Here is a 25,261-nt window from a genome sequence, read left to right as displayed (position 1 = left end):
ATGCCAGCGAAATCGGCAGCCCGCGCCGGGCCGGGCTTATCGGCCCAGCATTTTCATACCCTCGGTCAGCCCTTCCAGCGACATCGGCACCATGCGGTCCTCGAAGATCTCACCGATCATGCGGATCGAATGCGAGTGGTGCCAGTATTGCTTGGGCGTCGGGTTGATCCACAGGTTCTGCGGCCAGTGTTCGCGCGCGCGGCTCAGCCAGGTCGCGCCGCTTTCGTCGTTCCAATGCTCGTTCGCGCCGCCCGCATGCGCGACCTCATAGGGCGACATGTTCGCATCGCCGACGAAAATACATTTGTAATCAGCGCCATAGGTCCGCAACACTTCCCAGGTAGGGGTGCGGGCGTTCCAGCGGCGGGCGTTGTCCTTCCACAGGAATTCATAGAGGCAGTTGTGGAAGTAGAAATGTTCGAGATGCTTGAACTCGACCCGCGCGGCGCTGAACAGCTCCTCCATCACCTTGACGTAAGGGTCCATTGACCCGCCCACATCAAAGAACAGCAGCACCTTAACTGCATTGCGCCGCTCGGGCCGGGTTTTGACGTCCAGCCAGCCCTGTTCGGCGGTGGCGCGGATCGTGCCGTCCAGATCCAGCTCTTCATGCGCGCCGTCCCGCGCCCAGCGGCGCAGGCGTTTGAGCGCAACCTTGATGTTGCGGGTGCCCAACTCAACCGAGTCGTCGAGGTTCTTGAACTCGCGCTTGTCCCAGACCTTGACCGCGCGGCCATGGCGGCCCTCTTTCTGGCCGATGCGCACGCCTTCGGGGTTGTAGCCGTAGGCCCCGAACGGTGAGGTGCCCGCCGTGCCGATCCACTTGGACCCGCCCTGATGGCGTTCCTTCTGCTCCTCAAGGCGTTTCTTCAACGCCTCCATGAGCTTGTCAAAGCCGCCCATCGCCTCGATCTCGGCGCGCTGTTCTTCGCTCAGGTGCTTTTCGGCCAGTTTCTCCAGCCAGTCGGCGGGCAGGTCGATGGCCTGCAGCATCGACTCGGGCGTGATCGAGTCCAGACCCTTGAACGTCGCCGCAAAGGCGCGGTCAAAGCGGTCGATGTGCTTTTCGTCCTTCACCATCGTGGTGCGGGCCAGATAGTAGAACCCTTCCGCGTCGAACTGCGCCAGACCGACCTTGAGCGCCTCAAGGAACCCGAGGTATTCGCGCAGCGTCACCGGGACGCTGTGCTGGCGGAGTTGTTCGAGGAAGGGCAGGAACATCAGATAAACCTGTCGAGACCCACGGCGAGGAAGGTGAACAGCAGTCCACCGATGATACCCCAGACGCCGGCGTATTGCGCCATGTCCGGGCCGGAACCGCCCTTGCGACGGGCATAAAAGCCGCCCCAGACTGCGCCCAGCAGAATCCCTGCGAGAATGACCATGATTGCCCCTGCGTCCTGCCCTAGAGGCGCGCGAGCCGCTGGGCCGCGCCGCCGATCCGGGCGATTTCTTCCATCCGGGCGCGCGCCGCGTCCTCGGAGCCGAAGCCATAGCGCGCGGCGGGCATCGAGTCGAGCCTCAGGCGCTCAGCCTCATTCTCGCGCCCGGCCTGCGCCAGCGCCTCAGCCCGGATGAATCCCAGCGAGGCGAGGAAGGCGGCGTTCTCGGTCCGCTCGGCCAGCGGCATCGCCTGCGCGGTCAGATCCAGCGCCAGCTGCGTCTGGCCGGTGGCCAGCGCCTGCACCGCCAGATGCATGTCGATATGAGCGGCGTGGACTTCTCCGCCCGGCGAACGGCGGTAGATCGAGGCGGCATCCAGCAGCGAGTCGAGCGCGCTTTCCCCCTGCGTCCGGGGCGCAAGACGGGCGTTCAGCATCAGGCTGAGCGCATAGCGTGCATCGGTCCAGCCCTGCGCGCGCGCCATCTCCAGCGCGCGTTCAGCGCCCGCGCGGCGCTGGCCCAGCCCGCCGTCCGACGACAGCGCCTGCTCCACCGCCAGCTGCCAGGCGCGCGGGGTGATCCCGGCGATGGCACCCGCGCTGCCGCGCCCGGCGGGGTTCAGGCGGTTGAACAGCGTCGGCAGGCGCGCGGAGACCTGATCGCGGGTCATGCCCGGCTGCAGTTCAGGCGCGTACCAGACGCGCAGCAGCAGCATGTCGAAGCCGGTCAGCGTGGTCTGGAAATTATCGTCGTTGAAGATGCTGTCCGACAGGCGGAACAGGTCGTTGAGCGGCCCGAATGCCTGGCCGATTTCCTCATGCAGGCAATCGCGGATCTCTTGCGGAGTGGTGTCATCAGGGATGAACACCGCGGCGCGTGTGCGGGTGACGACCCGCGTCCAGTCGATCGCGGCACTACGCCGGTTGGCAACAAAATCCTGCCAGGTCGAGACATTGGGCACCACAAAGCAGGCGGCGGCGGGGACCACGGCCTGCATCTGGCGACGCGGCAGAAATTCGACGGTGATCAGGTTCGCGCCTTCAGCGGCCTCATCGGCGCGGCTGACATTGATGCCAGCCTCGGCCCGCAGGCGCGAAATCAGGTGGTCCAGATCCGGTATCGCCGTCGCGGGCACCGCGCCGCGCGTGACGATGGTAACCGGCCCCTCGAAGCGCGAGAACGCCGGGATCGCCCGCCCGCTTTCCATCGCAAAGCCCAACTCGATGAAATCACGCGCCATTTCGGCATTGGGGCGGCTGGGTGGCAGCGGGCGTGCGGCACCGGGACGGTAAATCGCCAGCGCCGTGGTCGCGGGCGGCACGGCCTGCAGGCGCGCAACCTCGCTCGTCGGCGTGCAGGCAGCCAGAGCCACCAGAGACAGCGCCAGAAGATGCGACCTCATGCGGCCCGCCTTTCATTCAAACCCGCGACGACCGCGCGGTAATCGCTCAGCGTGCCATTAGGTAGCTCCGACAACGCCCGTCGCCAGTGCCGCGCGCCGGGTTGTCCGGCGAAAAGGCCCAACAGGTGCCGCGTGATGCCGATGAGCCGCCCGCCGCGCTCCAGATGCGCGGCGATGATCGGCTCGACCTGGCGGGCGATATCCTCGGCCAGCGCATCGGGCTGCGTGGCGCCATACAGGCGGCGGTCAGCTGCGGCGAGGATCTCGGCCGGGCGGTGATAGGCCGCGCGCCCGATCATCACGCCGTGGAACCCGCGTTCAAGCAGCGCTTCGGCCTCGTCCAGCGTCCCGACGCCGCCGTTCAGGCTGATGGTCAGCTCGGGGAAGGCGGTCAGCATCCGCGCGACCAGATCATAATCCAGCGGCGGCACTTCGCGATTCTCTTTCGGCGACAGACCCTTGAGCCAGGCCTTGCGCGCATGCACGATGACCCGGGTGATCCCGGCATCCCGCGTCGCTTCCAGAAAGGCGGGCAGCGCCTGTTCGGCGTCCTGATCGTCCACGCCGATGCGGCATTTGACGGTGATCTCCGCATCACAGGCGGCTTTCATCGCCGCCAGACACTCGCCCACCAGCTGCGGCGTCTTCATCAGCACCGCGCCAAAGCAGCCCGATTGCACCCGGTCCGAGGGACAGCCGACGTTAAGGTTAATCTCGCGGTAGCCCTCATCCGCGCCCATCCGCGCCGCCTGCGCCAGCTCGGCCGGATCGGACCCGCCCAGCTGCAGGGCGACCGGGTGCTCGCAAGGATCAAAACGCAGCAAATGCCGCGCCCCACCGCGCACCAGCGCCGCCGAGGTCACCATTTCCGTATACAGCAGCGCATGCCGCGACAGCAGCCTGTGGAACTGGCGGCAGGACGAGTCCGTCCAATCAAGCATCGGCGCCACCGAAAGGCGCCAGTCGGGCGGGGTCGTGTTCACGCGGGGTCTCGTCCTAAGGATGTGTGCAACTATAAACGAGGGGCGCACAAGCGTCCATAAAGCGCAGGCGCGGCGCGCGAAGGATCGCGCATCCGTGAGCGGCGCGTGATCGGGCAGGGGTGTGACGGCCTGTCACGGCGGCAGTTCTTGACATCCTGTGCCCCGCACCGCATCGAGTCTCGCAGCTGAAAAAGGACGCCGCCGTGACCCAATCCGCCCCCCAAAAGACCATCCTGCGCGCTCTGGCCGGCGAGGTTCAGGCCATCCCGCCTGTGTGGATGATGCGGCAGGCGGGGCGCTACCTGCCCGAATACCGCGCCACCCGGTCGCAGGCCGGCGACTTCCTGTCGCTGTGCTACAACCCCGAACTTGCGGCCGAGGTCACCTTGCAGCCGATCCGCCGCTATGGCTTTGATGCGGCGATTCTCTTCGCCGATATCCTGCTGATTTCGCAGGCTCTGGGGTTGAAGCTGTGGTTCGCCGAGGGTGAAGGCCCGCGCATGCACACCGTCACCGATGCCGCGCAGGTCGCCGCCCTGCGCCCGGTGGCCGACATCCACGAGACCCTCTCGCCGATTTATGAGACGGTGCGTCTGCTCAGCCGCGCCCTGCCGCGCGAGACCACGCTGATCGGCTTCGCCGGAGCACCCTGGACCGTCGCCACCTATATGGTCGCTGGCCGTGGCACCAAGGATCAGGCCCCGGCCCATGATTTCATCGCCCGTGACCGTGCCGGGTTTGCCGCCCTTATCGACACGCTGAGCGATGCCACCGTCGAATACCTTTCCGCCCAGATCGAGGCCGGGGCCGAGGTGGTCAAACTCTTCGATAGTTGGGCAGGCAGCCTGAAAGGCGCCGATTTCGACGATTTCGCCCTCAAACCCACGGCGCGGATCATCGCTGCCCTCAAGGCGCGCCACCCCGATACGCCGATCATCGCCTTCCCGCGCGAAGCGGGCGAGCGCTACATCGGCTTCGCAAAAGCCACCGGTGCCGATTGCGTCGCGCTCGACAACTCGGTCAGCGCCGACTGGGCGGCGCAGCACGTCCAGCCCGACGGCTGCGTGCAGGGCAACCTCGCCTCCAGCCATATGGTCACCGGCGGCGACGCGCTGGTCACTGAGACCAGACGCATCGTCAAAGCCTTCTCCAAAGGCCCGCATATCTTCAACCTCGGCCATGGCATCACCCCTGACGCCGACCCCGACAACGTGCAACGAATGATCGACGCCATCCGCACCTGACATCATCTGTCCCTAAATATCCACGGGGTTTCCAAAGGGGGCGTGCCCCCCTTGGCGAGGGGGTGCGGGGGGCGAGCAGCCCCCCGCTTTCAGGGTCGCTCCAGCCGATAGCCCGCGCCATCGCGGACCGCGACATGAAACGCCGGGTGCAGAAAATGCCCGCCGGTAAACAGCGCCCCGTCCGTTGCCAGCTCATCAAGCAACCGCTTGCGTGTTGCGCGGGCGGTGTCAGCGTCGATGTCGAAGACAATGGCAATGTCGGGATCGGCGGCCTGGAGCTCTGGCGCGTGGATGATGTCGCCGCCATGGATCAGATGACCCGCCCCGCTCGACAGCCGCCAGCCACCGTGCCCCGGCGTGTGACCGGGCAGGGCCATCGCCGTCAGGCCCGGCGCGATCGCGCCGTTTGCCTCGATGATCCGCAGCCGGTCGCCATAGGCGGCCAGAACCGCGCGGGCCAGTCCGGCCCAGCCGGGCAGGGGCTCGGGCAGCGAGTCGGTCAGCGCCTCGTCCGACCAGAAATCGACCTCGTCGCGGGTTACCACCAGCTCGGCCTGCCCGAACACTGCCGCGCCCTCGGGCGTGATCATCCCGGCGATGTGGTCGGGGTGCAGATGGGTGGCAAACAGCGTGTCGATCTCGGCGGCGCCGACACCGGCTTCCGCCATCGCCTGCGGCAGGAACCCGCAGGTCGGGCCGAACAGGTTGCGCGGCCCGGCGTCGCACAGAACCGTGCGCCCGCCGTTGCGGATCAGTACCGCGTTGAAATTGGTCGCAGCTTTGGTCGCGTCATGCGTCGCAAGCAGCGTGGTAATATGGGCTTCCGGCGTGCTCGGAAACATCTCGGCGCCGAATTCCGTGCCGCCGTCGGTCAGGATGGTGACGGTGGCGTCACCGATGATGCGGGTCGCGATGCGGGTCATATGGGTCCTCCCTCTTGGATCGCGCAAAGCTAGCACGTCGTGTCCTTCGGGCAACCATGTCCCACCATGTCCGGGCCGGACACACGCGTCGCTTGTGGCGCATGCTGCGGCGCAGTATTTCGGAACGGATGGAACATGACCCTGTCCTTGGCTTCGCCGCCCTTGCCCATCCGCACCGTTTGCAGGTGATGCGCCTGTTGATGCGCCACTATCCGCGCCGCATCCCGGCCGGCGAGATTGGCACCGTGCTGGGGCTGCGGCCCAGCACGCTGTCGGGCTATCTGGCACAACTGATGGAGGCCGGGCTGATCTCGCAAGAGCGCCGCGCGACCTCATTGCTGTATGCGGCGTCGGTCGAGGGGGTCAGTCTGCTCAACGCAGCGTGGATGGGCGATGTCTGCGGCGGGCGTGGTTGGCCCGAGACCGGCTCGCCCGGCGCCCGCGTGCGCAACCTGCTGTTTGTCGGCGTGGGCAACGCCGGTCCCAGCCTGATCGCCGAAGCCTTGCTGCGGACGCAGGCTGGAGAGGCGTTCGAGGTCTTCTCAGCCGGGATCGAGGCTGTCGACGAACCGGCCCCCGAGGTGATGACGTTTCTGGCGCAAGGCGACCATGACACGGGCCTGCTGTGGTCCAAACCCTTGGGCACATGGCAGGGCGAGGGCGCGCCGCAAATGGATATCGTGGTGACCTTGGGCGACCGGGCAGCGGCCTTTGCGCCGGACTGGCCCGGCGGCCCGCACCGCGCTGCATGGCGGTTGGCACCGGGGCTGTCGCTGGCGGCGTTGCAGCTGGACCTTTCCGCCCGCCTGTCTCCGCTTGCGGCGCTGGATCTGGCGGTCACGCCGGCGGCGCGGGTGCAGCGGGTGCTCGATGCGGCGGCCGAGCCGGTGATCGGCTAGACAGCCATCGCGCCCCACAAGATCAGCGCCTGACCCAGCCAATAGAGCGGCCAGAGCAGCTTTGCGGCGAGAAGCCGGGGGCGGGGTCGGTCAGGACAAACAGCCGGATCGCCAGAATGAAATCCGACGCGGCGAACAGCGCCACGCCGGTCAGGATCGCCCCGCGTCCGGCGAAGTCGGGCAGTGCCGCCGCCGTGACGACCATCGCGGCGATGATCACCGCATAAAGCCGCACAGGCCACGCCAAAGCACCGGCTTTCGGTGCGATCCACAGCGCGGTCACCGCCACCAGTCCCAGCATGGCCGCCAGCAAGGGCCACACCACGGCTGGCAACACCGTCACCTGTGATGCAAACCCGGCAGCATAGGCCAGATGCCCCAGCGCAAAGGCCAGCATTCCGGTCAGAAACGCCGCTGTCCCAGGCCGCGCCAGCGCGCAATCGCCCAAGGAACCCAAGGCCAGCCCGGCCACCACCCAACCGGGCGCCCCGCTCTGCAGCGCGATCAGCGCGAGCAAAGCGGTCGACAGGGTTTTGACGGCTGTGCCCGCGGCCGAGGACGCATCATCGCCCGCGTATCGCAGCCAGAAGACGCCCGCGCTGAGCGCGGCGGCGAGCAGGAAGAGGGGGGCATGGGGCTCTCCGGTTGATCGCGCCCGCGCGCCCGGTTCCGCCCCGAAAGACGAGAACGCGGGTCAGGCGACGCAGCTGGGCAGGCTTTGTCCGGTCTCAGGACGCCAACTCTGGGCAACTTTACCGCAGGTTGACCTCTAGACTATGGTCGCATTGTCTTTTCGCGAAAGAGAGGATCGTCACAGAAAAATCCTCGGCTGCAAGCTGCGCAAACACACGCATTTTCATCAAATTCAAATCCTTAACGAATTCTTAAGGTTTGCTCGACCGTTAAAATGCCAAGGAACGGCCTCTCGCGGTTTGTCTTCAAATTTTATGCTTGAAAGACAATGCCCCTTGAGCGGTGCCCCTTGTGGAGTACTTCTTTAACAGACGGTGTCGATCAGAAGGTGGACCATGAAACGTCAGATATCACAAGGCACCGGCATTAAAGCCTGGGCCCGTGACGAAAACGGGGCGTCGACTGTCGAGTTTGTCGTGTTGTTGCCGTTTCTCATTGGTATGCTGGGATTGATCGGATCGGCTAGTCTGTATTTCGCGGTTTCCAGCGATGTTCAACAGCTGGCTCATGAACTGGCGCGCGCATCCTTGTCGGTGGCCGATAACGGCAACTGGTGCGACGATCTGCGCACCACAAGGGCGACAGCCTTGGCGCAAAACCTGCCGACACTGAACCCCGAACGGGTTTCGGCAGTCGATTGCGCCCATGATCAGGCATCGGGCCTTTTGCGCGTTACGGTGCTCTACGATACGCGCGGCACGCTGGGCGAGATTCTGGGATCGGCGATCGGGTTGCAGTTCGACTCGTTCCAGCGATCGTCGTTTATTCAGTGGTGAGACACAGGTTCAGATTCCGTGTGGTCGCGGGTTCAAGGCAGGGCCTCTTTCAAATGATATCGCAGGCGCGCGCCGAGACCTCGGGCGCTGTTGCCGTTCTTTTTATTCTGATCCTGCCAGTTTTGCTGGTTGCGGCCGGTGCGGCTATTGATCTTGCCCAGATCAACGCCGAGCGGCGCTATGTTCAGTCCGGTGCCGATTTGGCGGCGCTGTCCGCAGCGCACCATCTGACCAGTGCCGAGGACGCGCGTTCAGCCGCCCGGCAGACGGTGGCGGCGAATGCGGTCTATCCCACATATTCGTTAAGCGACGCCGATATTGTTTTTGGCAGCAGTCCGCAACGCGGCCGGTTTGTGCCCGCCGCCGATCAAACCTCGACGGTCGGCGTCACGGCGGTGCAGGTGCGGATAAGAGCGCCTGCGCGGCTCTATCTGCTCAATCTTTTCATGTCGGAAGACGCGCTGATTGTCGACCGCAGCGCCGTTGCCGCTGTCGAGCCGCCCCGTGTCAGTTTCTCGCTGACCAACTGTCTGGCCACCTTGCGGCTTTTGGACCCGATCCTGCGCCCGTTGATCGGCGTCGCGGTGGACGTGCTGTGCAGCGGGCGTGGGGTCGATACGCGGGTGGATCTGTTTCCGATGCTGAGCGATCTGGCGGTGTCGGCCAATCTGCTGACCCCCTCGGGCGATCCGGTGACCTATGGCGAGGTTCTGGATGCCGAGTTGCCCGTCGCCTCGATCCTGACCGCGCTGACGGGCATTCCGGTTCCCCCGGCGCAGGGCCGCGCGATCCGTTTGGGCGACGTGCTGGTCGTACCCGCCGACCTGCGGGGCGTGCGTGTCGATACGCCGGTTCACGCCGCACAGGTGCAGGCCGGCGATCTGGTGCTGGCCTCGGCCGAACTGCTGGCGATGAACGTTGTCAGTGTCGACACCACGCTAACACTGGGCCCTTTTGCCAATGTTCAGGCGGCCGTGCGCGTCAGCGAGCCGCGCCGCATCGTGATGAACGTTCTCCCCGGATCGCCCGAGGCCTATGCCCAGACCTCGCAGATCCGTGTCGAACTGGATCGCTTGTCGATTCTGGGGATCTTCACCCTGCGCCTGAACCTGCGTCTGGCCAATGCCCGCGCCACGCTCAGCGATGAGGGTGACACCTGCGCGATGGACGGTGGTGCCGAGATTGCCGTTTTCGATCCGGTCGATGCCAGCCTGATCGATCTGGACCTGATGACGCAGGTAACCGGGTTGCCGGTGGGCAGTCAGGCGCTGGGAATGCATGCCGAGACCGAGAGCACCCGCGAAACGCGGCGGGTGTCCTTCACCCGGCAGCAGTATCTTGACGATCCTGTGGTGCGGTTTGGGCCGACGGGCATCGCGGCGGAAGAGGCGGCGGTGGATTTGCTGACCAACCGCTTGTCCAGCATGCTCGACCAGACCGCCGAGACCATCCAGAATGCGCGCTCGGTGCAGCAATGCACGTCGCTTCTGGGGTGTTTGGGCAATGTGGTGGACGCTGTCGGGGCGCTATTGAGCTCAATTGCGTCGTCGGTTCTGGTCACCTCGGTCAATATCGCCAACGGGTTAGGGGCAGACGGGACATTGACCAACGCCTTGCTGGCCGATCTCATCGGGCTGCAACTGGCGCGGGCGGATCTGGAGCTGCTAGAGGTGGTCTGCGGCAGTGATGTGCCGCGTCTGGTGCGCTAGACGTGCCGCTCTGTCCCCTGTGAGGATCTGCCGATGACCCCAAAACCCGACCTGCGCCCCGCTGCGCTGCCATCCTCGTGGAGCCATGAGCAGAACGGTCGCCGTTTCTCGCCCTCGGCGGCGCGCAATATCGAGCCGATCGCCGAGGCGCTGGCGGATGTCTTGCCGCAGGCGGGGCGGGTGTTGGAACTGGCCAGTGGCTCGGGCCAGCACGTCGCGGCCTTTGCGCGGCTGTGGCCTGCGCTGATCTGGCAGCCGACAGATGGCAACGGTGACAACCTCTCCTCGATTGCCGACTGGGCCGAGGGGGCGGCGAACATCCTGCCGCCCGTCGTGCTGAACGCCTGTGCGGCGGGCTGGGGCAGGGCGCAGGCGGGGCAGGACGCCGTTCTGTTGGCCAACCTGCTGCACCTGATCTCGACGCCCGAGGCCGAGCTGCTGCTGGCCGAGGCCGCGCAGGCGCTGGCACCGGGCGGGGTGTTTTGCCTGTATGGCCCGTTTCGCCGCGACGGTGCGCTGGTCACCGAGGGGGACATCGCCTTTGACGCGCGGCTCAAGGGGCAGGATCCCGCCATCGGGTACAAGGACATCGGCTGGGTCGAGGGGCGCTTGCACGCAGCGGGGCTGGTGAGCGACCGGCTGGTCCAGATGCCAGCGGGCAATCTGCTGCTGGTGACGCGGCGCCCGTAGATCCGGCGACGTCAGGGCGCTTGACCTGCATCAAGGTGCATGGGCGGCAGGCATGGCATCACGATCCAAATATTCACCAAGGAGAATATCATGGATGCCAAAGCCGAACTCGCCGCCATCAAGGACCGCTCGCGCGCGCTGATCAAGGCGGTCAACGCACCGATGAAAGGCTTCGGCCAGCTGAGCGCAGCGGTCAAGGAGCCGGGCGCGCTGTCGACCAAGGAAAAGGAATATATCGCCGTTGGCATCGCCGTGACGCAGGGCTGCGATGATTGCGTGAATTTCCATGTCGAGGTGTTGATGAAGCTGGGTGCCACGCGTGAGGAATTCTGCGAGGTGCTGGGCATGTGTCTGCAGATGGGTGGCGGGCCGGTGGTGATGAACGCCGGGCGTGCGCTTGAGGTTTGGGATCAGCTGGCCGCCTGAGGGCGAACAAGTACGGCTCCCTGATATCTGTTGCGCCTTCCCGAGAATTCCGCCACCCTCAGGCCGCACGGTGGCCTGGGGAGGAACCTGTGGAATTTGGCGTTTTCGATCATATGGATGCCACGGGGCAGCCCTTGGCGCAGCATCTGGCTGACCGGCTGCGGGTGGTCGCGGCCTATGACCGTCTGGGCTTTCGCGGCTACCACGTCGCCGAGCATCACGCCACGCCGCTGGGCGTGGCGGGCGCGCCCTCGGTCTGGCTGGCGGCGGTGGCGCAGCACACGCAGCGCATCCGGCTGGGACCGCTGATCTACATCCTGCCGCTCTACCACCCGCTGCGGCTGGCCGAGGAGGTTTGCCTGCTCGACGCGCTGTCGCAGGGGCGGCTGATGCTGGGCATCGGGCGCGGGGCCTCGCCGATCGAAGCGGGGTTCTTTGGCATTCCCGGCCCCGAGATGCAGCCGCGCTATTTCGAGGCGACCGAGGTTTTGATGAAGGCGCTGCAGAACGACACGCTTGATCATCACGGCGCGTTCTATCAGTTCGACAACGTCCCCATGGTCGTGCGTCCGGTTCAGCAGCCGACGCCGGAACTCTGGTACGCCAGCCGCACGCCCGAGAGCTTTGTCTGGGCCGCACAGGCCGGGGCGAATACCGTCACGCTCGCCTTGGGCGACGAGGTCCGCGCGCTGACTGATATCTACCGCGAGGCATGGGTGGCGCAGGGCAAGGCGCTGGCCGACCTGCCGCTGATCGGTGTCAGCCGCCATATCGTCGTGGCCGACACCGACGCCGAGGCCCGCGCGCTGGCCGAGCGCGCCTATGCCCGCTGGCTCGCCAGTTTCCGCAAGCTGTGGGTGGATCGCGGGTTTGGCACGCCGCTGCTGGACCTGTACCCCGACCGCTGGGCCGATCTGGAAGCCATCGGCAACGCCTGCGCCGGATCGCCCGAGACGGTGCTGGCCTTCACCCGCGATCAGGCGGCGCGCTGCGGGGTGAATTATCTGCTCTCGTGGTTTGCCTTCGGCGATCTGAGCGCCGATGAAACCATCCGCTCGGTCGAGCTTTTCGCCCAACACGTCATGCCGGAGTTTCGCTGATGTCCCCTCTCGACGCCCTGCGCCCGCTCGGGCCTGTCCTGAACCCCGCGATGATCGACGGCACCTATGCTGCCCTGACCGAGCACCGCCTGCGCCTGCCCGGCGACGCGCGCGCGCTGTGGGATCTGTCCTATGGCGACAACCCGCGTCAGGGGCTCAACCTGTTCCTGCCGCCCAAGGGCACACCGGACCGGGTGATGGTCTATGTCCATGGCGGCGGGTTTGTTGCCGGTGACAAGGGCAAGCCCGGATCGCCGTTTTACGCCAACACCGGGGCCTTCGCGCTGGCGCAGGGCTGGGCCGGGGCGGCGATGACCTACCGGCTGGTGCCCGAGGCGCGCTGGCCCTCAGGGGCCGAGGATGTCGCACGGGCCGTCGACTGGCTGGCGGCGGGGGCAGGGGGCGCGCTGAACGCGCCGCAGATCCTGCTGGTCGGGCAATCGGCGGGGGCGGTGCATGTCGCGGATTATCTGGCCGGGCGCGCGGGCGCGGTCTCACCGCAGCTTAAAGGCGCGGTGCTGATGTCGGGACGGTATGATTTCACCCATGAAGATCGAATGGGCTATGAAAGCGCCTATCAGGGCGACAACCCCGCCCCGCAATCGACGCTGAGCGCGCTGGTGGACGTTCAGCTGCCGCTGATGTTCACCGTCTCTGACCTTGATCCGCCGCAGTTCCAGCAACAGGCCGCCTTTCTGGTGACGGCGATGATGGCCCGCCACGGGCGCTGGCCCCGGTTGCACTGGCTGGCGGGGCACAATCACGTCTCGCCCGCGCTGTTTCTGGGCGCGGACGGCGACCGGCTTGGACCGCTGATCGCCGATTTCGCAGGCGCAGCATGGGGCACGCCATTGCCTTGACCCCGCGTGCCCGTCTTGGGATAGTCGGGCGTCACAAAGGCGGTGCGCATGAATATCCTGATCGTTGGCGACTCCCATACCGGCGCGCTTGAACGTGGTCGCGTTCAGCTCGTGCAGGAGGGCGGGCTGCCCAAGGGTGTCTCGTGGCGCATCGCACCGCTGGGAATGGGCGCGGCGATGAACGCGCCGTTCTGGGAGATCGTGGACGGGCGTGCCCGCGTGCTCGACCGCAGATTCCGCCAACGTCTGGCCAAGATCCCGCCGGTGATGGGGCAGACCGATGTCGTCGGCTTGCAAATGCCGCTGTGGTGGGGGCGGCTGATCCGTGGGCTGCTGGAACACGACGTGCTGCCCTATGGCTATGACGGGCCGGGCCGACGCCTGTCGCCCAAGCTCTGGCGTCATATGATCCGCGCCGACCTGCGCTATACGCTGGGTCTGGGCACCTTCCTGAAAGAGCGTGGCCTGCCGGTCTTTGCCATCGAGCCACCAACCCTGCGCCGCTCTTACCGGATGGCTGCGCTTCTGGGTGCGCCAACCGCTTTTGCCTTGCTGGCAGAGATCCGCGACGTTCAGCTGGCGATGCTGACCGACGCAGGCATCCCGGTTGTCTGGATGCCACAGGATGCCACCGACGCAGAGGGGTTTCTGATCGACGCCTACGGTCACGAAAACCCAGCCGATACCCATCACGCCAATGCCGCGTTTGGCAGTCGCATGCTGCACCAATGTGTCCCGATGGCGCAAAGCCTTCTGGGGCAGGGCCCAAGAACCCCGGTCGCGGGCTGAGGAGACCAGCATGGATCATCCCTATAACAGCCAGCCCGACAGCGCCTTCTGGCGGCGCGCCATTGGCGACCGCGCACCGGATGAGATCGGCGGCTGGTACACCAAGCGTTTCGCGCTCGATGGCAAGGTCATCGCGACGGCGGGCAGCTGCTTTGCCCAACACATCGGTCGCCAGTTGCGCGATGCCGGTTTCGCCTATGTCGACAAAGAGCCGCCACCGGCGGGCTTGCCCGCCGAAGAGCACCTCGACTGGGGCTATTCGATGTATTCGGCGCGCTATGGCAACATCTATACCTCGCGCCAGCTGGTCCAGCTGATCGACCGGGCCGAGGGGCGGTTTTCACCGGTCGAGGATTGGTGGGAAAAGGACGGCGGCATCGTCGATCCCTTCCGCCCGACCATCGAACCCGAGCCCTTCGGCTCGGTCGACGAGATGCGCGCGCTGCGCAAAGAGCATCTCGAGGCCGTGTCCGAGGTTTTCACCACCGCCGATGTGCTGGTGTTCACCATGGGCCTGACCGAAGCGTGGCTGTCAAAGCGCGACGGTGCCTGCTACCCTTTGTGCCCGGGCACCGCGGGCGGCACCTATGACGACAGCCTGCACCGGCTGCAAAATCTCGGCTCGGCCGAGGTTCGCGCCGATATGGAAGAGTTTCTGGCCAAGGTGCGCGCGATCAATCCCAAGCTGGAAATCCTGCTGACGGTGTCGCCGGTGTCGATGATGGCGACGGCAACGCCGCGGCAGGTGTCGGTGGCGACGGTCTACACAAAATCCGTCCTGCGTGCCGTGGCCGGGGAATTGTTCGATGCGCATGAAAGCATCGACTACTTTCCCTCGTATGACATGGTTACCGGCCCCGCCGCCCGGGGCAGTTTCTATAAGCCCGGCATGCGCGAAGTCACCGCCGAAGGCGTCGACTATGTCATGCGCCATTTTCTGGCCGAGCATGTGCCGGGCGAGAAACCCGCGCTCGCCCTGCCGCTGCCCGCCGCCGATCCTGCGGCGGCACAACCGCCTGCCGACGCACCACGACCGGCCCCGCGGCGGGCACCACCAAGCGGTGCCGCGCCTCAGGTGAGCGACGAAGACATCAAATGCGATGAGGAACTGCTCAATGCCTTTGGTCGTCAGAACGGTGCCTGAAGGCGCAGGCTGACCGGCGCAGCTTCAGAAATCCGTCGGCGCGCCACCCTCTTCCTTGCGGCGGGCGACAAAGGCGGCCAGCTCCTCGCGGATCGCCGCGTCCATCGGCGGGGCCTCGAAACTGTCGATGACGCCGCGCGCGATCTTGTGGGCGCGCTCGGGGGCCTCGACCGCACCGTCCTGCTCCCAGGCCTCGAAGTTACGCCAGTCGCTGGCGATGGGGCTGTAGAAGGCATCGGTGTAGCGCGCCTGCGTATGGGCGCAGCCGAAGTAATGGCCGCCGGGCCCGACCTCTTTCACCGCGTCGAAAGCGATGGCCTCCGGGTCGGTGGCAAAGGTCGCGGGCTCGAAATAGCGTTGGATCATCTGCAACACTTCGCAATCCATCACGAATTTCTCAGGCGAGGCGATCAGCCCGCCCTCCAGCCAACCGGCGGCGTGATAGACCATGTTGCTGCCCGACTGCACCGCCGCCCACAGGCTGTTCGACGTCTCCCACATCGCCTGCCCATCGGGCACGTTCGCAGTGCAGACCCCGGACGAGCGCAGCGGCAGGCCGTAGAACCGCGCCAGCTGCCCGGTGATCTGCGTCGCACGCATGTATTCGGGCGTGCCGAACGCGGGCGCCCCGCTGCGCATGTCGACATTCGAGGTGAAGGTGCCAATGGCAACCGGACAGCCGGGCGAAACGTATTGGAGCAGCGCCACGGCGGCCAGACCTTCGGCAATCGACAGGGTCACCGCGCCTGACATCGTCACCGGTGCCATGGCCCCGGCCAGCGTGAAGGGCGTCACCACCACCGGCTGACGCCGCCGCGCCAGACGCAGCGCGCCGTCGATCATGGGGAAATCGTGCTTCAGCGGGCTGACCGAGTTGATGTTGGAATACATCCTGGGGCTCGCGTCGAATTGCTCGTGGGTCAGGCCGCCAGCGATGCGCACCATCTCCATCACGTCTTCAACCCGTTCACGGCCAAGGCTGTAGGCGTGGCAGACCTTGTCGGTCAGCGTGAGCTTTTCATAAAGGCAATCGAGGTGCCGCACGGCGGGGTGGATGTCGATCGGCTCGACCGGATAACCCCCGGCGACATGGATGCAGTTGAAGGCCTGCGTCAGTTTCATGAAATCGCGAAACGTCTCGAAATCGCCCGAGCGCTTGCCCCGCACCAGATCCCACGAATTGGGCGGGCTGGAGACATTGACAAAAATCATGTGCCCGTCGCCGAGGATGACCTGACGCTCGGGATTGCGCGGGGTGATGGTGAAGCTGGCAGGCGCGCGGCGCACCATTTCCATGACGAAATCTTCATCCATGCGGACGTTCTGGCCGGTTACCTTGCAGCCCGCCTCGCGGAACAGCGCCAGCGCCTCGTCGTTCAGGAATTCGATGCCGATTTCCGACAGGATGCGCATCGCACCCTTGTGGACCGCCAGCACGCCTGCCTCATCGACCGGTTCGGTCGGACGGTCGGGGTTTTTGGGGATGCGCCACGGCATCTGGTCCAGCTGAAACCCGTGGCTGCGCCGGGCATTGCCCTCGCGTCCACCGCTGCGCTTTTGCGTCCTGCGCTCTGATCCGTCATGGCCATCTCCGCTGCCTCTGGCGCAGCCTAGTGCCGCGCCGCGGCGCCGGGCAAGAGCAGTCTTGTGAGCATCGGCGTTGCGCGAAATCGCAGCGCAAAAGACTGTTGGCGCCGCGCGGGGCGGCAAGCCCCGGGGGACGCACGCGTCCCCCGGACCCCCTGGTGGATATTTTCAGAGCAAAGAGGGCGCATTAAGAAGTCGTTAACCGCGCTTTCTTTGCTCTTCAAATATCCTCGGGGGGTGAATTCGGCGTCAGCCGAAGAGGGGGGCAGAAGGCCCCCCTTGCGCCGTTCATGTCACGCGCAATGCCCGGACCCAGCTGGCGGCTTCATGCGCATGCACTTCGGCGTGGCGGATATGCGCGTCAAACCCCTGCGCCAGATCGCGCACCAGCGGTTTCGAGCGCACCAGCAGGTATGTCTCGCCCGCATAGACCGCCGCGCGCTGGTAGCCAAAGATCGTCATCGGCGGGGCAAAGCGTTTGCGGCCGTCGAAAAGATACATGCGGAACGCGGGGTAGAGTTCGTCCAGCGTGTTGGCGATGTGGGACAATTGCTCGGCCCGGGTTTCGGCGCTGATGCCGGTCCAGTTGCCGCGCCCCTGTGCGAAAACCTCCAGGGATTGCAGGGGCATGCACATTTCGATGTCGCTTTCCGGCATCCGCGACACCATCAGCCGCCGGTCGGTCTGGCGTTGCAGGCGGCGGCGCTCCTGCTCGGAGCTGGCCGCCTGAAAGGCGATCACGGCCGGGGTGCGCATCAGATCGGGCAGCCAGGCGGGAACATAGCGCACCTTCTGACCGGTGGCATCCGTATGCCACCGCTCCATGGCGGTGCGGTTTTCCTCGTCCAGCGCCTGTTCGGTTTCCACCGTGTTGAGCACCTGCGTCGCGATCCCGCGATCATCGGTCAGCCCCAGCAGCCAATCCGCCGAGACCTGAAACCGCGCGGCCAGCGCCAGCAGCGTTTCGGCGCGGGGCAGGCGCGGGTTCTGGCCCGAGGTCAGTTGTGACAGCGCCGAGCGGTCAATGCCGATCTCTTCGGCGAAACCCGATTGTGTCATCCCCGACTGCGTCTGCAGCTGGGACAGGCGGGTGCGGAACAGCGCGGCGGTCTCTCGTTTACCCATGATACAGTCCTGATCTGTTGTCTTTAGTAAACAAACGTGACTGCAAACGTCAATCGGGGTCGGCGGTGACGCGCAAACGCGCCTTGTTCGATGGGCGGTGAAGGTGGACACTCCTGTCCATGTCCACAATGAGAGTCGTGATGCGTCTGGAATGGCCCACTTTAGGGTTAATCGCCCTGTGTTATGGCGGCTGGCTGCTTGCCGGGTTCTGGCTTTGGCCCTTGGTGCCCATCCTCGCGCTGGCCCTGATGGCGCTTGGCGCGGCGCTGCATTCGTCGCTGGTGCACGAATGCCTGCACGGCCATCCCACCCGCAAACGCCTGGTCAACGAGGCGCTGGTCACGCTGCCGCTCTCGCTGGCCTATCCGTACCGGCGCTACAAGGCCTCGCATCTGGCGCACCACCACGACACGCGGCTGACCGATCCTTTCGACGACCCCGAGACCTATTACCGCGCACATTGGCAATTCGATGCCTTGCCCGGCTGGCTGCAATACCTGCTGCGGCTGAACAACACCCTGTTGGGCCGTGTCACGCTGGGGCCGTGGCTTGTCGCTGTTGGCTTCTACGCCGATGAGCTGCGCCAGATCCGCGCCGATGCCCATGGCGTACGGCTGGCCTGGGCGATCCATCTGCCTGCCGCCGCGCTGATCCTCGCGCTGGTCTGGGCGATGGGCGTACCCCTTTGGCTCTATGTCGTCGCCGTCTGCTGGCCCGGTCTGGGGCTGATCGCCCTGCGCAGCTTTGCCGAGCACCGCTGGCACGAAACCCCCGAGGGTCGCACGATCATTGTCGAGCGCTCGCCGCTCGCCTGGCTCTACTTGCACAACAACCTGCATATCGTGCACCATAAACTGCCCTCGGCCCCGTGGTACGCCTTGCCCCGGCTCTACGCCGAGCGGCGCGAGGAATGGCAGCAGCTCAACGGAGGCTATGTGTTTCCCAATTATCTGGCGCTCTGGCGTCGCTGGGGTCTGACGGCGAAAGAGCCCGTCGCCCATCCCACGCTGCGCCGCGAGCCGGGGCAGGTATGACCGGGACGACCCTGCTCGCCAGCCTGCCAATGTACGACTGGCCCGAGGTTCGCGATGAGACCCTTGGCCTTTGGGCACAGATCCGCGACGGCGCGCGTGCGCGCGGCCTTGCGTTGCCCGACGAGATCACTGCACCCGACTGGGGCGCGATCGACGCCTATTGGCGCGACCCGGCGCTGGTGTTCAGCCAGACCTGCTGGGGGCCGCTGGGTCTGGGGCTGATCGCGCATCTGCTGCCACTGGCGCAGCCGGATTATTCCGCATTTCTGGGGGGACGCGGGCCGTTCTACCGTTCAGCCGTGATCGCGCGGGCCGAGACGGCGCTGGACCTTGGCCTGACCGCCGATGTGCCCGTGCCCGACCATCCCGATGCCGAGCTGCCCGATGGCCTGCTCGACGGGCAACGCTTTGGCCTCAACGGGCGCGAGTCGCTGTCGGGCTATCTGGCGCTCGAGGCCGATCTGGGCGCGGACCCGCTGGTGCTGGCCGAGGATGTCCTCGACACCGGCGGCCATCGCGGCTCGGTCATCGCCGTGGCACAGGGCCGCGCCGATGTTGCCGCTGTCGATTGCCGCTCATGGGATCTGGCGCGGCGGGTCGAGGTGAACGCGATCGGTCTGCGCGTCGTCGGCTGGACGGCCGAGCGCCCGGGCCTGCCCTATGTCACCAGCCGCGCGACCGATCCGCAGACGGCGGACATTCTGAGACAACACCTATTCAGCATGGGCTGCCACCCGGTAGCCGCAGGGAGAGACGCATGACGCGAACCTATCGGGCCGTAGTGATCGGGGGCGGCGTCGTCGGCTGCTCGGTGCTGTTCCATCTGGCCAAGGCCGGCTGGAAGGACGTGCTGCTGATCGAGCGCTCGGAACTGACCTCGGGGTCCAGCTGGCACGCGGCGGGCGGATTTCATACGCTGAACGGCGACCCCAATGTGGCGCGGCTGCAGGCCTATACGGTGTCGCTGTACGAGGAGCTCGAGCGCATCAGCGGCCAGTCCTGCGGGCTGCACCTGACCGGCGGGGTGATGATGGCCGACAGCCCCGAGCGCATGAACTTCCTGCGCATGACCCATGCGCGCGGCCGCGCGCTGGGGATGGAGACCGAGCTGATCACCCCGTCCGAGGCCAAGGCGATGTTCCCGCTGATGGACGAGACGCAGTTCGTCGGCGCGTTGTGGGACCCGGTCGAGGGCCACCTTGATCCGTCCGGCACCACCCACGCCTATGCCAAGGCAGCCAAAGTGCTGGGCGCCGAGATCGAATTGCGCAACCCGGTCAAGGACATCACCCAAGACCCCGATGGCATGTGGACCCTGCACACCGTCAACGGCACCATCCGGTGCGAGCATGTGGTGAACGCCGGCGGTCTCTGGGCGCGCGAAGTCGGGCGCATGGTCGGACTGGAACTGCCGGTGCTGGCGATGGAGCATATGTATCTGCTCACCGACGCCATGCCCGAGGTGATCGAGTTCAACCAGTCGACGGGTCGTGAACTGGTCGGCGTCATCGACTTCAAGGGCGAGATTTATACCCGCCAGGAACGCCAAGGCATCCTGCTGGGCACCTATGAGAAAGCCTGCAAACCGTGGTCGCCGGTCAACACGCCCTGGGATTTCGGGCACGAATTGCTTGCCCCCGATCTGGACCGCATCGCGCCCTCGCTCGAGGTTGGTTTCCGTCACTTCCCGGCGGTCGAGCAGGCGGGCATCAAGCAGATCATCAACGGGCCGTTCACCTTCGCCCCGGATGGCAACCCGCTGGTCGGACCGGTGCAGGGGCTGACGAACTACTGGTCCGCCTGCGCGGTGATGGCGGGCTTTTCACAGGGCGGCGGTGTCGGCCTCGTGCTGGCCAACTGGATGACGCAGGGTGATCCCGGTCACGATGTGTTCGGCATGGACGTGTCGCGCTACGGCGAATGGGCGACGCTGCGCTACACCAATGCCAAGGTGCGCGAAAACTATTCGCGCCGCTTCTCGATCCGCTTCCCGAACGAGGAACTGCCCGCCGCCCGCCCGGCCGAAACCACGCCGCTTTATGACCTGATGGTCGCGCAGAACGCGGTGATGGGCGACAGCTGGGGGCTGGAAACGCCGCTGTGGTTCGCCCCGTCGGCGGCCGAGGCGCAAGATGTGCCCAGCTTCCACCGCTCGAACGACTTCGCCCATATCGCGCGCGAGGTGAAAGCCACGCGCGAGAGCGTCGGCGTGACCGAGATCGCCAATTTCGCCAAGTATGAGGTGACAGGGGCGGGGGCCGAGGCCTGGCTCGATCACCTGATGACCAACACCATGCCCAAGGTGGGGCGTCTGGTGCTGACACCGATGCTCAATGACAACGGCAAGCTGATCGGCGATTTCACCATCGCCAAGGCCGCCGAGGGGCGTTTCGTGATCTGGGGCTCGTTGGGGGCGTCCAAGTATCACATGCGCTGGTTTGAACAGCATCTGCCCGCTGACGGCTCGGTCGCGGTGAAACGCTTCCACATGGATCTGGTCGGCCTGTCGGTCTGCGGGCCGAAAGCCCGCGACGTGCTCACGCAGCTGGTCGATGAGGATGTCTCGGCCGAGGGCTTCCGCTTCATGGACTTCCGCGAGCTGGACGTCGCGGGCGCGCCCTGCATGGTCAACCGGATCACCTATTCCGGCGATCTGGGCTACGAGATCTGGATGAAACCGGCGGCCCAGCGGCGCGTGTATCTGGCGATCAAGGCGGCAGGGGCCGAATTCGGCATCGTCGATTTCGGCATGCGCGCGCTGTTGTCGATGCGGCTGGAAAAGAACTTCCCCACCTGGTTCGCTGAGCTGCGCCCGATCTACGGGCCGTTCGAGGGGGCAATGGACCGTTTCGTGAAGCTGCAGAAACCCGATTTCATCGGGCGCGCGGCGGCGGTGAAAGAGCGCGACGAAGGCCCCAAGCTGCGCCGCATCTCGCTGGTCATCGACGCGGGCACGGCGGATGTGCTGGGCGACGAGCCGATCTGGGCGCGTGTCGGGGATACGGATTACGGCACGATCAGCGCGCCCCATGGCTACGGCGCGCCGCGCTTTGATGCGTCAGGCACGGCGATGCCCAACCCCGACCCGTCGCGCGATGGCGACTGGCGGGTGGTCGGCTGGGTCACCTCGGGCGGCTATGCGCATTACGTCGAGAAATCCATGGCGCAGGGCTATGTCCCGGCGGCACTGGCTGACGATGGCAGCGCGGGCATGTTCGAGGTCGAGATCATGGGCGAACGCCGCCCGGCTGTAATCGCGCTGGAGCCACCGTTTGACCCGAGCGGATCGCGGATGCGGATGTAGGGCAGGGGCGGCGCTCGCCCCCATCGAGGGGGCTCGCGCCGCTCGGGGGCGCTGCCCCCGCCGGGCCGTTCCGGCCCGCCCCCGGGATATTTAGAGAGCAAAGAGGGGCGTTAACGTTTGGTTAACCGCGCTTTCTTTGCTCTTCAAATATCCTCGGGGGGTGAATTCGGCTTTAGCCGAAGAGGGGGCGGAAAGCCCCCTTTCTTGCGCGCCGCGCCAGCGGCGCGCCGGGTCGCGCGCGGGCTAGGCGGCGTCAGCCGTCTCGGCCAAGGGTGATACCCCGCCTGAGCCCGCCCCTGTGCCCGCTCAGATCATTGGCACCTGCGCCGTTTTTGCCTGCGCGAGCGCCATCAGCGAGCGGTGATCCCCGGCGCGGGTGGCGGCTTCGGCGGCAGTGGCGAGCGACCTGTCGTGCAGGGCGTGACCCACCGAGGCCAGAAATTGCCCGGCATAGTGCAACCGTTCCGGCGCGCCCGTCCCGTTCAGCAGATCATGGACCAGACGCAGATCATCGCGCAGCGCCAGGGGGTCGGCCCCGGCGTTGCGGTTGCGTGGCTCCCAATCCTCAACCGGTGCCGGGCACAAGGCGGCGTCGCCGGTCATCAGCGCCAGATGCTGTGTCAGCGTGACCGGCTTGAGCAGGAACGCATCCGCCCCCGCCGCCCGCGCCGCGCCTTCCAGTGTCGCATCGCCACTGACCGCGATCAGGCGCCGCGGGCGCGGCCCGGCGGCCCCCAGTCCGGCGATCAGATCCAGTCCCGACCCGTCCGGCAGTCCCAGATCGACCAGCACGATGTCGGGCCGGTACACGCGCAAATGCAACCGCGCGGCGGCCAGCGATTCGGCCCGCCTGAGCCGGATCCCGGCGCGTCGGCAGATCAGGCGGACGGCTTCGGCGGCGAAACGGCTGTCTTCGACCAGCAACAGCGTGCGCGGCGGCAAGGCGAGATCCGTGGACAACCGGGTCAGACGGTCGGGTGGCAAAGTCAGGCTCGACAGGGTTGGGCATCGGCGTCTCCCTCATTCACCTCCCGACTATGGCGCAGGAAGACTAAGGCGCGGTTAATCCCCTGCGGCCTTGCGTCGCTTGCTTTCTGCGCGCTCTGGTCTATGGAATGCCCCCAACACTCCAAGGAGGATCGTCATGATCGGACGCCTGAATCACGTCGCCATCGCAGTGCCCGACCTGCAGGCCGCTGCCGCCCAATACCGCGACACGCTGGGCGCAGGCGTCGGCGCGCCGCAGGATGAACCCGATCACGGCGTGACGGTGGTCTTCATCACGCTGCCCAACACCAAGATCGAACTTTTGTATCCGCTGGGCGACGTCAGCCCGATTCAGGGCTTTCTGGACAAGAACCCGGCCGGCGGCATTCACCATATCTGCTACGAGGTCGACGATATCCTTGCCGCCCGCGATCAGTTGCTGGCCAAGGGCGCGCGGGTTCTGGGCTCGGGCGCGCCGCGCATCGGGGCGCATGGCAAGCCGGTGCTCTTCTTGCACCCCAAGGATTTCAACGGCTGTCTGGTCGAACTGGAGCAAGTCTGATGATGAACCCCGTTTCCGGCTTCGTGCTCTTTGCCTTTGTGTGGTTCCTGACCTTGCTGGTCGTGCTGCCGCTGCGCCTGAAAACGCAGGGCGACGTTGGGCAGGTGGTCGCCGGCACGCCTGAATCCGCCCCGGCAAACCTGAACCTCAAGCGCAAGATGATCACCACGACCATCGCCGCCGTCTGCATCTGGGCGGTTCTGGCCTATGTGATCATCTCGGGTTTCGTCACGGTGCAGGCGCTGGATGACCTGACTCACCGGATGGTTTACGGCGCCCCCTGAGGCGTCGCTTTCACCGCAGCGCGATGCGGTGAAAGAGATGCGTAAACACCGCCGCGCCGACCACCGGCACCAGCAGATTGACCAGCGGGATGCTGAGCGGGATCGCCATCAGCACCCCCGCGATCCACAGACGGATGACATTTGCCCGCCGCATGGCATGCGCGTCTTCAGGCGGCATGCGGCGCAGGGCGACCATCACGAAATATTCGCGCGACAACAGATAGCCGTTGATCGCCCAGAGCACGACCATCCCCAGTCCGGCGCTGAAGATCACCACGACCAGCCCCAGCAGGTTCAGCACGACCAGCAGCCAGAAATACCGCAGGCTGTCCAGAAGGGCGGGCCAGAAGGGGGTGCGCGGCGTGTCGGGCAGGTTGGGGTAATAGCGGTCCTCGACCGCGTCGGCGGCGTCGTCCAGAAAAAGCCCGGTAAACGCCGAGGCGACGGGCACCATCAGGAACACCGACAGCACCAGCATCACCGCAATCGACCCGAACGAGAGCAGGGTTGAAAGCCCGGTGACCTCGCCGACCCAGGGCAGGGTAATCGCGTCGGGGGTGAAGACCTGCACCACCATCAGCACCGCGGCGTACATCGCAAACAGCAACGCCACCGCCAGAGCCAGCCCGAACCAGATCACCCGCCGAAACCGCGGGTCGGCCATTTGCGTCAGCGCCCGGTAAAAAGCGGTAAAGATCATTGCACAACCCGGGTGATGAGGGCCGACAGATCCGGGCGCGCCCGCTCGGAGGGCGGGGTCTCGCAGCTGCCCAGATGCACAAACCCGGCAATCTTTTCCTGCGCTTGCAGGCCAAGGCCTTGTTCCATGAACACCCGGTCGAACGCCGCCCAGCCGGTGATCCACGCCGCCCCCCAGCCCGACGACAGCGCGGCATTGACCAGCGAGGTGCACACTGCCCCGGCGGTCAGCACTTGCTCCAGCTCTGGCGCTTTCTCCGACGGCACCGGCGCGGACACGACGCCCACGATCAGCGGCGCGTTTTCCCAGCTTTTGGCGGATTTCTCGATCTTGGCGGGGTCAATGCCCAGTTCCGGCCCGCGTTCGCGGATCAGTCCGGCAAGGCGCAGGCGCGCCGCGTTCTCAAGGATCAGGAACCGCCACGGCACCAGCGCCCCGTGATCGGGCACGCGCGAGGCGGCGGTCAGCAGCAGATCAAGCTCAGCGCCCTCAGGCGCGGGGGCCTTGAGCGCGGCTGCCGGGCGCGACCGGCGCGTCAGCAGAAATTCCATCACGGGGTTCGTTTGGCTCATAAGGCACCTCCGGGCTCTCAGATCGCAACTAACGCCCGCAAGTTCAAGGCCGCTTGCCGAGCGTGGCGAAACTGGGGATGGTGGC

25 protein-coding genes and 1 pseudogene are annotated in these 25,261 nt (G+C 66.0%); 15 read left to right on the top strand and 11 right to left on the bottom strand.

All coding sequences use genetic code 11. The features are described from left to right. Positions 1-36 precede the first annotated feature (36 nt). From OKW52_RS15600 to dusA, 4 genes are read right to left on the bottom strand one after another with little or no spacing between them, the layout of a single operon-like run. Positions 37-1,221: a vWA domain-containing protein gene (locus OKW52_RS15600; protein ID WP_264506524.1), complete on the bottom strand. Its 1,185-nt coding sequence runs from the start codon at positions 1,219-1,221 to the stop codon at positions 37-39. Further along, positions 1,221-1,385 (bottom strand): hypothetical protein, encoded by a 165-nt coding sequence (locus tag OKW52_RS15595; RefSeq protein WP_264506523.1) that lies wholly within the window; start codon positions 1,383-1,385, stop codon positions 1,221-1,223. Before OKW52_RS15595 ends, OKW52_RS15600 begins: the two co-directional genes overlap by 1 nt. 20 nt (positions 1,386-1,405) lie before the next feature. Then, positions 1,406-2,785, bottom strand: a complete 1,380-nt coding sequence (locus OKW52_RS15590) for a DUF2927 domain-containing protein (RefSeq protein WP_264506522.1) — start codon at positions 2,783-2,785, stop codon at positions 1,406-1,408. Further along, on the bottom strand, positions 2,782-3,768 hold the full coding sequence (gene dusA, locus OKW52_RS15585) for a tRNA dihydrouridine(20/20a) synthase DusA (RefSeq protein ID WP_264506521.1): 987 nt from the start codon (positions 3,766-3,768) through the stop codon (positions 2,782-2,784). The genes OKW52_RS15590 and dusA overlap by 4 nt, the downstream gene beginning before the upstream one ends. A gap of 203 nt (positions 3,769-3,971) precedes the next feature. Between dusA and hemE the strand changes: the two genes are divergently transcribed. Next, a complete protein-coding gene (gene hemE, locus OKW52_RS15580) occupies positions 3,972-5,012 on the top strand; it encodes a uroporphyrinogen decarboxylase (RefSeq protein WP_264506520.1) in 1,041 nt (346 codons plus the stop codon). A gap of 89 nt (positions 5,013-5,101) precedes the next feature. Here hemE and OKW52_RS15575 read toward each other — a convergent pair whose 3' ends face one another. Beyond that, positions 5,102-5,935: an MBL fold metallo-hydrolase gene (locus OKW52_RS15575; RefSeq protein WP_264506519.1), complete on the bottom strand. Its 834-nt coding sequence runs from the start codon at positions 5,933-5,935 to the stop codon at positions 5,102-5,104. A gap of 128 nt (positions 5,936-6,063) precedes the next feature. Between OKW52_RS15575 and OKW52_RS15570 the strand changes: the two genes are divergently transcribed. Next, the gene (locus OKW52_RS15570) at positions 6,064-6,834 is read left to right on the top strand and encodes an arsenate reductase/protein-tyrosine-phosphatase family protein (RefSeq protein WP_264506518.1); all 771 of its coding nucleotides are present in this window, start codon (positions 6,064-6,066) and stop codon (positions 6,832-6,834) included. 22 nt (positions 6,835-6,856) lie between these two features. Here the strand turns inward: OKW52_RS15570 and OKW52_RS15565 are convergent, their stop codons facing one another. Further along, the gene (locus OKW52_RS15565) at positions 6,857-7,363 is read right to left on the bottom strand and encodes a lysoplasmalogenase (RefSeq protein WP_264507723.1); all 507 of its coding nucleotides are present in this window, start codon (positions 7,361-7,363) and stop codon (positions 6,857-6,859) included. 499 nt (positions 7,364-7,862) lie between these two features. Here OKW52_RS15565 and OKW52_RS15560 point away from each other — a divergent pair, with 499 nt between their 5' ends. From OKW52_RS15560 to OKW52_RS15525, 8 genes are all read left to right on the top strand, one after another. Further along, positions 7,863-8,303 carry a TadE/TadG family type IV pilus assembly protein gene (locus OKW52_RS15560; protein ID WP_264506517.1) on the top strand — a complete coding sequence of 147 codons (441 nt, stop codon included), beginning with the start codon at positions 7,863-7,865 and terminating at the stop codon, positions 8,301-8,303. A 53-nt stretch (positions 8,304-8,356) separates the two neighbouring features. Then, positions 8,357-10,012, top strand: coding sequence for a pilus assembly protein TadG-related protein (locus OKW52_RS15555; RefSeq protein WP_264506516.1), 1,656 nt, complete (start codon positions 8,357-8,359; stop codon positions 10,010-10,012). 33 nt (positions 10,013-10,045) lie between these two features. Further along, positions 10,046-10,702 (top strand): class I SAM-dependent methyltransferase, encoded by a 657-nt coding sequence (locus tag OKW52_RS15550; RefSeq protein ID WP_264506515.1) that lies wholly within the window; start codon positions 10,046-10,048, stop codon positions 10,700-10,702. A 90-nt stretch (positions 10,703-10,792) separates the two neighbouring features. Beyond that, entirely contained in the window at positions 10,793-11,128 is a 336-nt protein-coding gene (locus tag OKW52_RS15545; RefSeq protein ID WP_127107617.1) for a carboxymuconolactone decarboxylase family protein, read from the top strand. A gap of 89 nt (positions 11,129-11,217) precedes the next feature. Further along, positions 11,218-12,228, top strand: a complete 1,011-nt coding sequence (locus OKW52_RS15540) for an LLM class flavin-dependent oxidoreductase (RefSeq protein ID WP_264506514.1) — start codon at positions 11,218-11,220, stop codon at positions 12,226-12,228. Then, positions 12,228-13,088: an alpha/beta hydrolase gene (locus OKW52_RS15535; protein ID WP_264506513.1), complete on the top strand. Its 861-nt coding sequence runs from the start codon at positions 12,228-12,230 to the stop codon at positions 13,086-13,088. The genes OKW52_RS15540 and OKW52_RS15535 overlap by 1 nt, the downstream gene beginning before the upstream one ends. Before the next feature lie 48 nt (positions 13,089-13,136). Next, positions 13,137-13,877: a hypothetical protein gene (locus tag OKW52_RS15530; RefSeq protein ID WP_264506512.1), complete on the top strand. Its 741-nt coding sequence runs from the start codon at positions 13,137-13,139 to the stop codon at positions 13,875-13,877. A gap of 10 nt (positions 13,878-13,887) precedes the next feature. Continuing rightward, positions 13,888-15,021 (top strand): GSCFA domain-containing protein, encoded by a 1,134-nt coding sequence (locus OKW52_RS15525; protein WP_264506511.1) that lies wholly within the window; start codon positions 13,888-13,890, stop codon positions 15,019-15,021. Positions 15,022-15,045: 24 nt separating this feature from the next. Here OKW52_RS15525 and OKW52_RS15520 read toward each other — a convergent pair. Together OKW52_RS15520 and OKW52_RS15515 are read right to left on the bottom strand one after the other, a co-directional pair. Next, positions 15,046-16,581 (bottom strand): annotated as a pseudogene (locus OKW52_RS15520) (trimethylamine methyltransferase family protein); the annotation flags it as partial. Positions 16,582-16,896: 315 nt separating this feature from the next. After that, positions 16,897-17,733 (bottom strand): helix-turn-helix domain-containing protein, encoded by an 837-nt coding sequence (locus tag OKW52_RS15515; protein ID WP_264506510.1) that lies wholly within the window; start codon positions 17,731-17,733, stop codon positions 16,897-16,899. Between the two features lie 119 nt (positions 17,734-17,852). Here OKW52_RS15515 and OKW52_RS15510 point away from each other — a divergent pair, with 119 nt between their 5' ends. Genes OKW52_RS15510 through OKW52_RS15500 form a run of 3 tightly spaced genes read left to right on the top strand, consistent with a single transcriptional unit; the run spans position 17,853 to position 22,071 of the window. After that, a complete protein-coding gene (locus OKW52_RS15510; RefSeq protein ID WP_264506509.1) occupies positions 17,853-18,767 on the top strand; it encodes a fatty acid desaturase in 915 nt (304 codons plus the stop codon). Beyond that, the gene (locus OKW52_RS15505) at positions 18,764-19,528 is read left to right on the top strand and encodes a phosphate/phosphite/phosphonate ABC transporter substrate-binding protein (protein WP_264506508.1); all 765 of its coding nucleotides are present in this window, start codon (positions 18,764-18,766) and stop codon (positions 19,526-19,528) included. The genes OKW52_RS15510 and OKW52_RS15505 overlap by 4 nt, the downstream gene beginning before the upstream one ends. Beyond that, positions 19,525-22,071: a GcvT family protein gene (locus tag OKW52_RS15500; RefSeq protein WP_264506507.1), complete on the top strand. Its 2,547-nt coding sequence runs from the start codon at positions 19,525-19,527 to the stop codon at positions 22,069-22,071. The genes OKW52_RS15505 and OKW52_RS15500 overlap by 4 nt, the downstream gene beginning before the upstream one ends. Positions 22,072-22,377: 306 nt before the next feature. Here the strand turns inward: OKW52_RS15500 and OKW52_RS15495 are convergent, their stop codons facing one another. After that, a complete protein-coding gene (locus tag OKW52_RS15495) occupies positions 22,378-23,055 on the bottom strand; it encodes a response regulator (protein ID WP_264506506.1) in 678 nt (225 codons plus the stop codon). A gap of 160 nt (positions 23,056-23,215) precedes the next feature. Here OKW52_RS15495 and mce point away from each other — a divergent pair, with 160 nt between their 5' ends. Further along, positions 23,216-23,620 (top strand): methylmalonyl-CoA epimerase, encoded by a 405-nt coding sequence (gene mce / locus OKW52_RS15490; protein ID WP_264506505.1) that lies wholly within the window; start codon positions 23,216-23,218, stop codon positions 23,618-23,620. Then, the gene (locus OKW52_RS15485) at positions 23,620-23,904 is read left to right on the top strand and encodes a DUF1467 family protein (protein ID WP_319800476.1); all 285 of its coding nucleotides are present in this window, start codon (positions 23,620-23,622) and stop codon (positions 23,902-23,904) included. The genes mce and OKW52_RS15485 overlap by 1 nt, the downstream gene beginning before the upstream one ends. A gap of 10 nt (positions 23,905-23,914) precedes the next feature. On the opposite strand, the gene OKW52_RS15480 is transcribed toward OKW52_RS15485, so the two are convergent. Then, positions 23,915-24,604, bottom strand: a complete 690-nt coding sequence (locus OKW52_RS15480) for an EI24 domain-containing protein (RefSeq protein ID WP_264506504.1) — start codon at positions 24,602-24,604, stop codon at positions 23,915-23,917. Further along, entirely contained in the window at positions 24,601-25,176 is a 576-nt protein-coding gene (locus OKW52_RS15475; RefSeq protein ID WP_264506503.1) for a nitroreductase family protein, read from the bottom strand. The genes OKW52_RS15480 and OKW52_RS15475 overlap by 4 nt, the downstream gene beginning before the upstream one ends. Between the last annotated feature and the right edge of the window lie 85 nt (positions 25,177-25,261).

This window comes from Pararhodobacter zhoushanensis (assembly GCF_025949695.1).
In the GTDB taxonomy this organism is placed as follows: Bacteria; Pseudomonadota; Alphaproteobacteria; order Rhodobacterales; family Rhodobacteraceae; genus Pararhodobacter; species Pararhodobacter zhoushanensis_A.
Note: the sequence above shows the minus strand (reverse complement) of the source record. Positions and strands in the feature narration are given on the sequence as shown.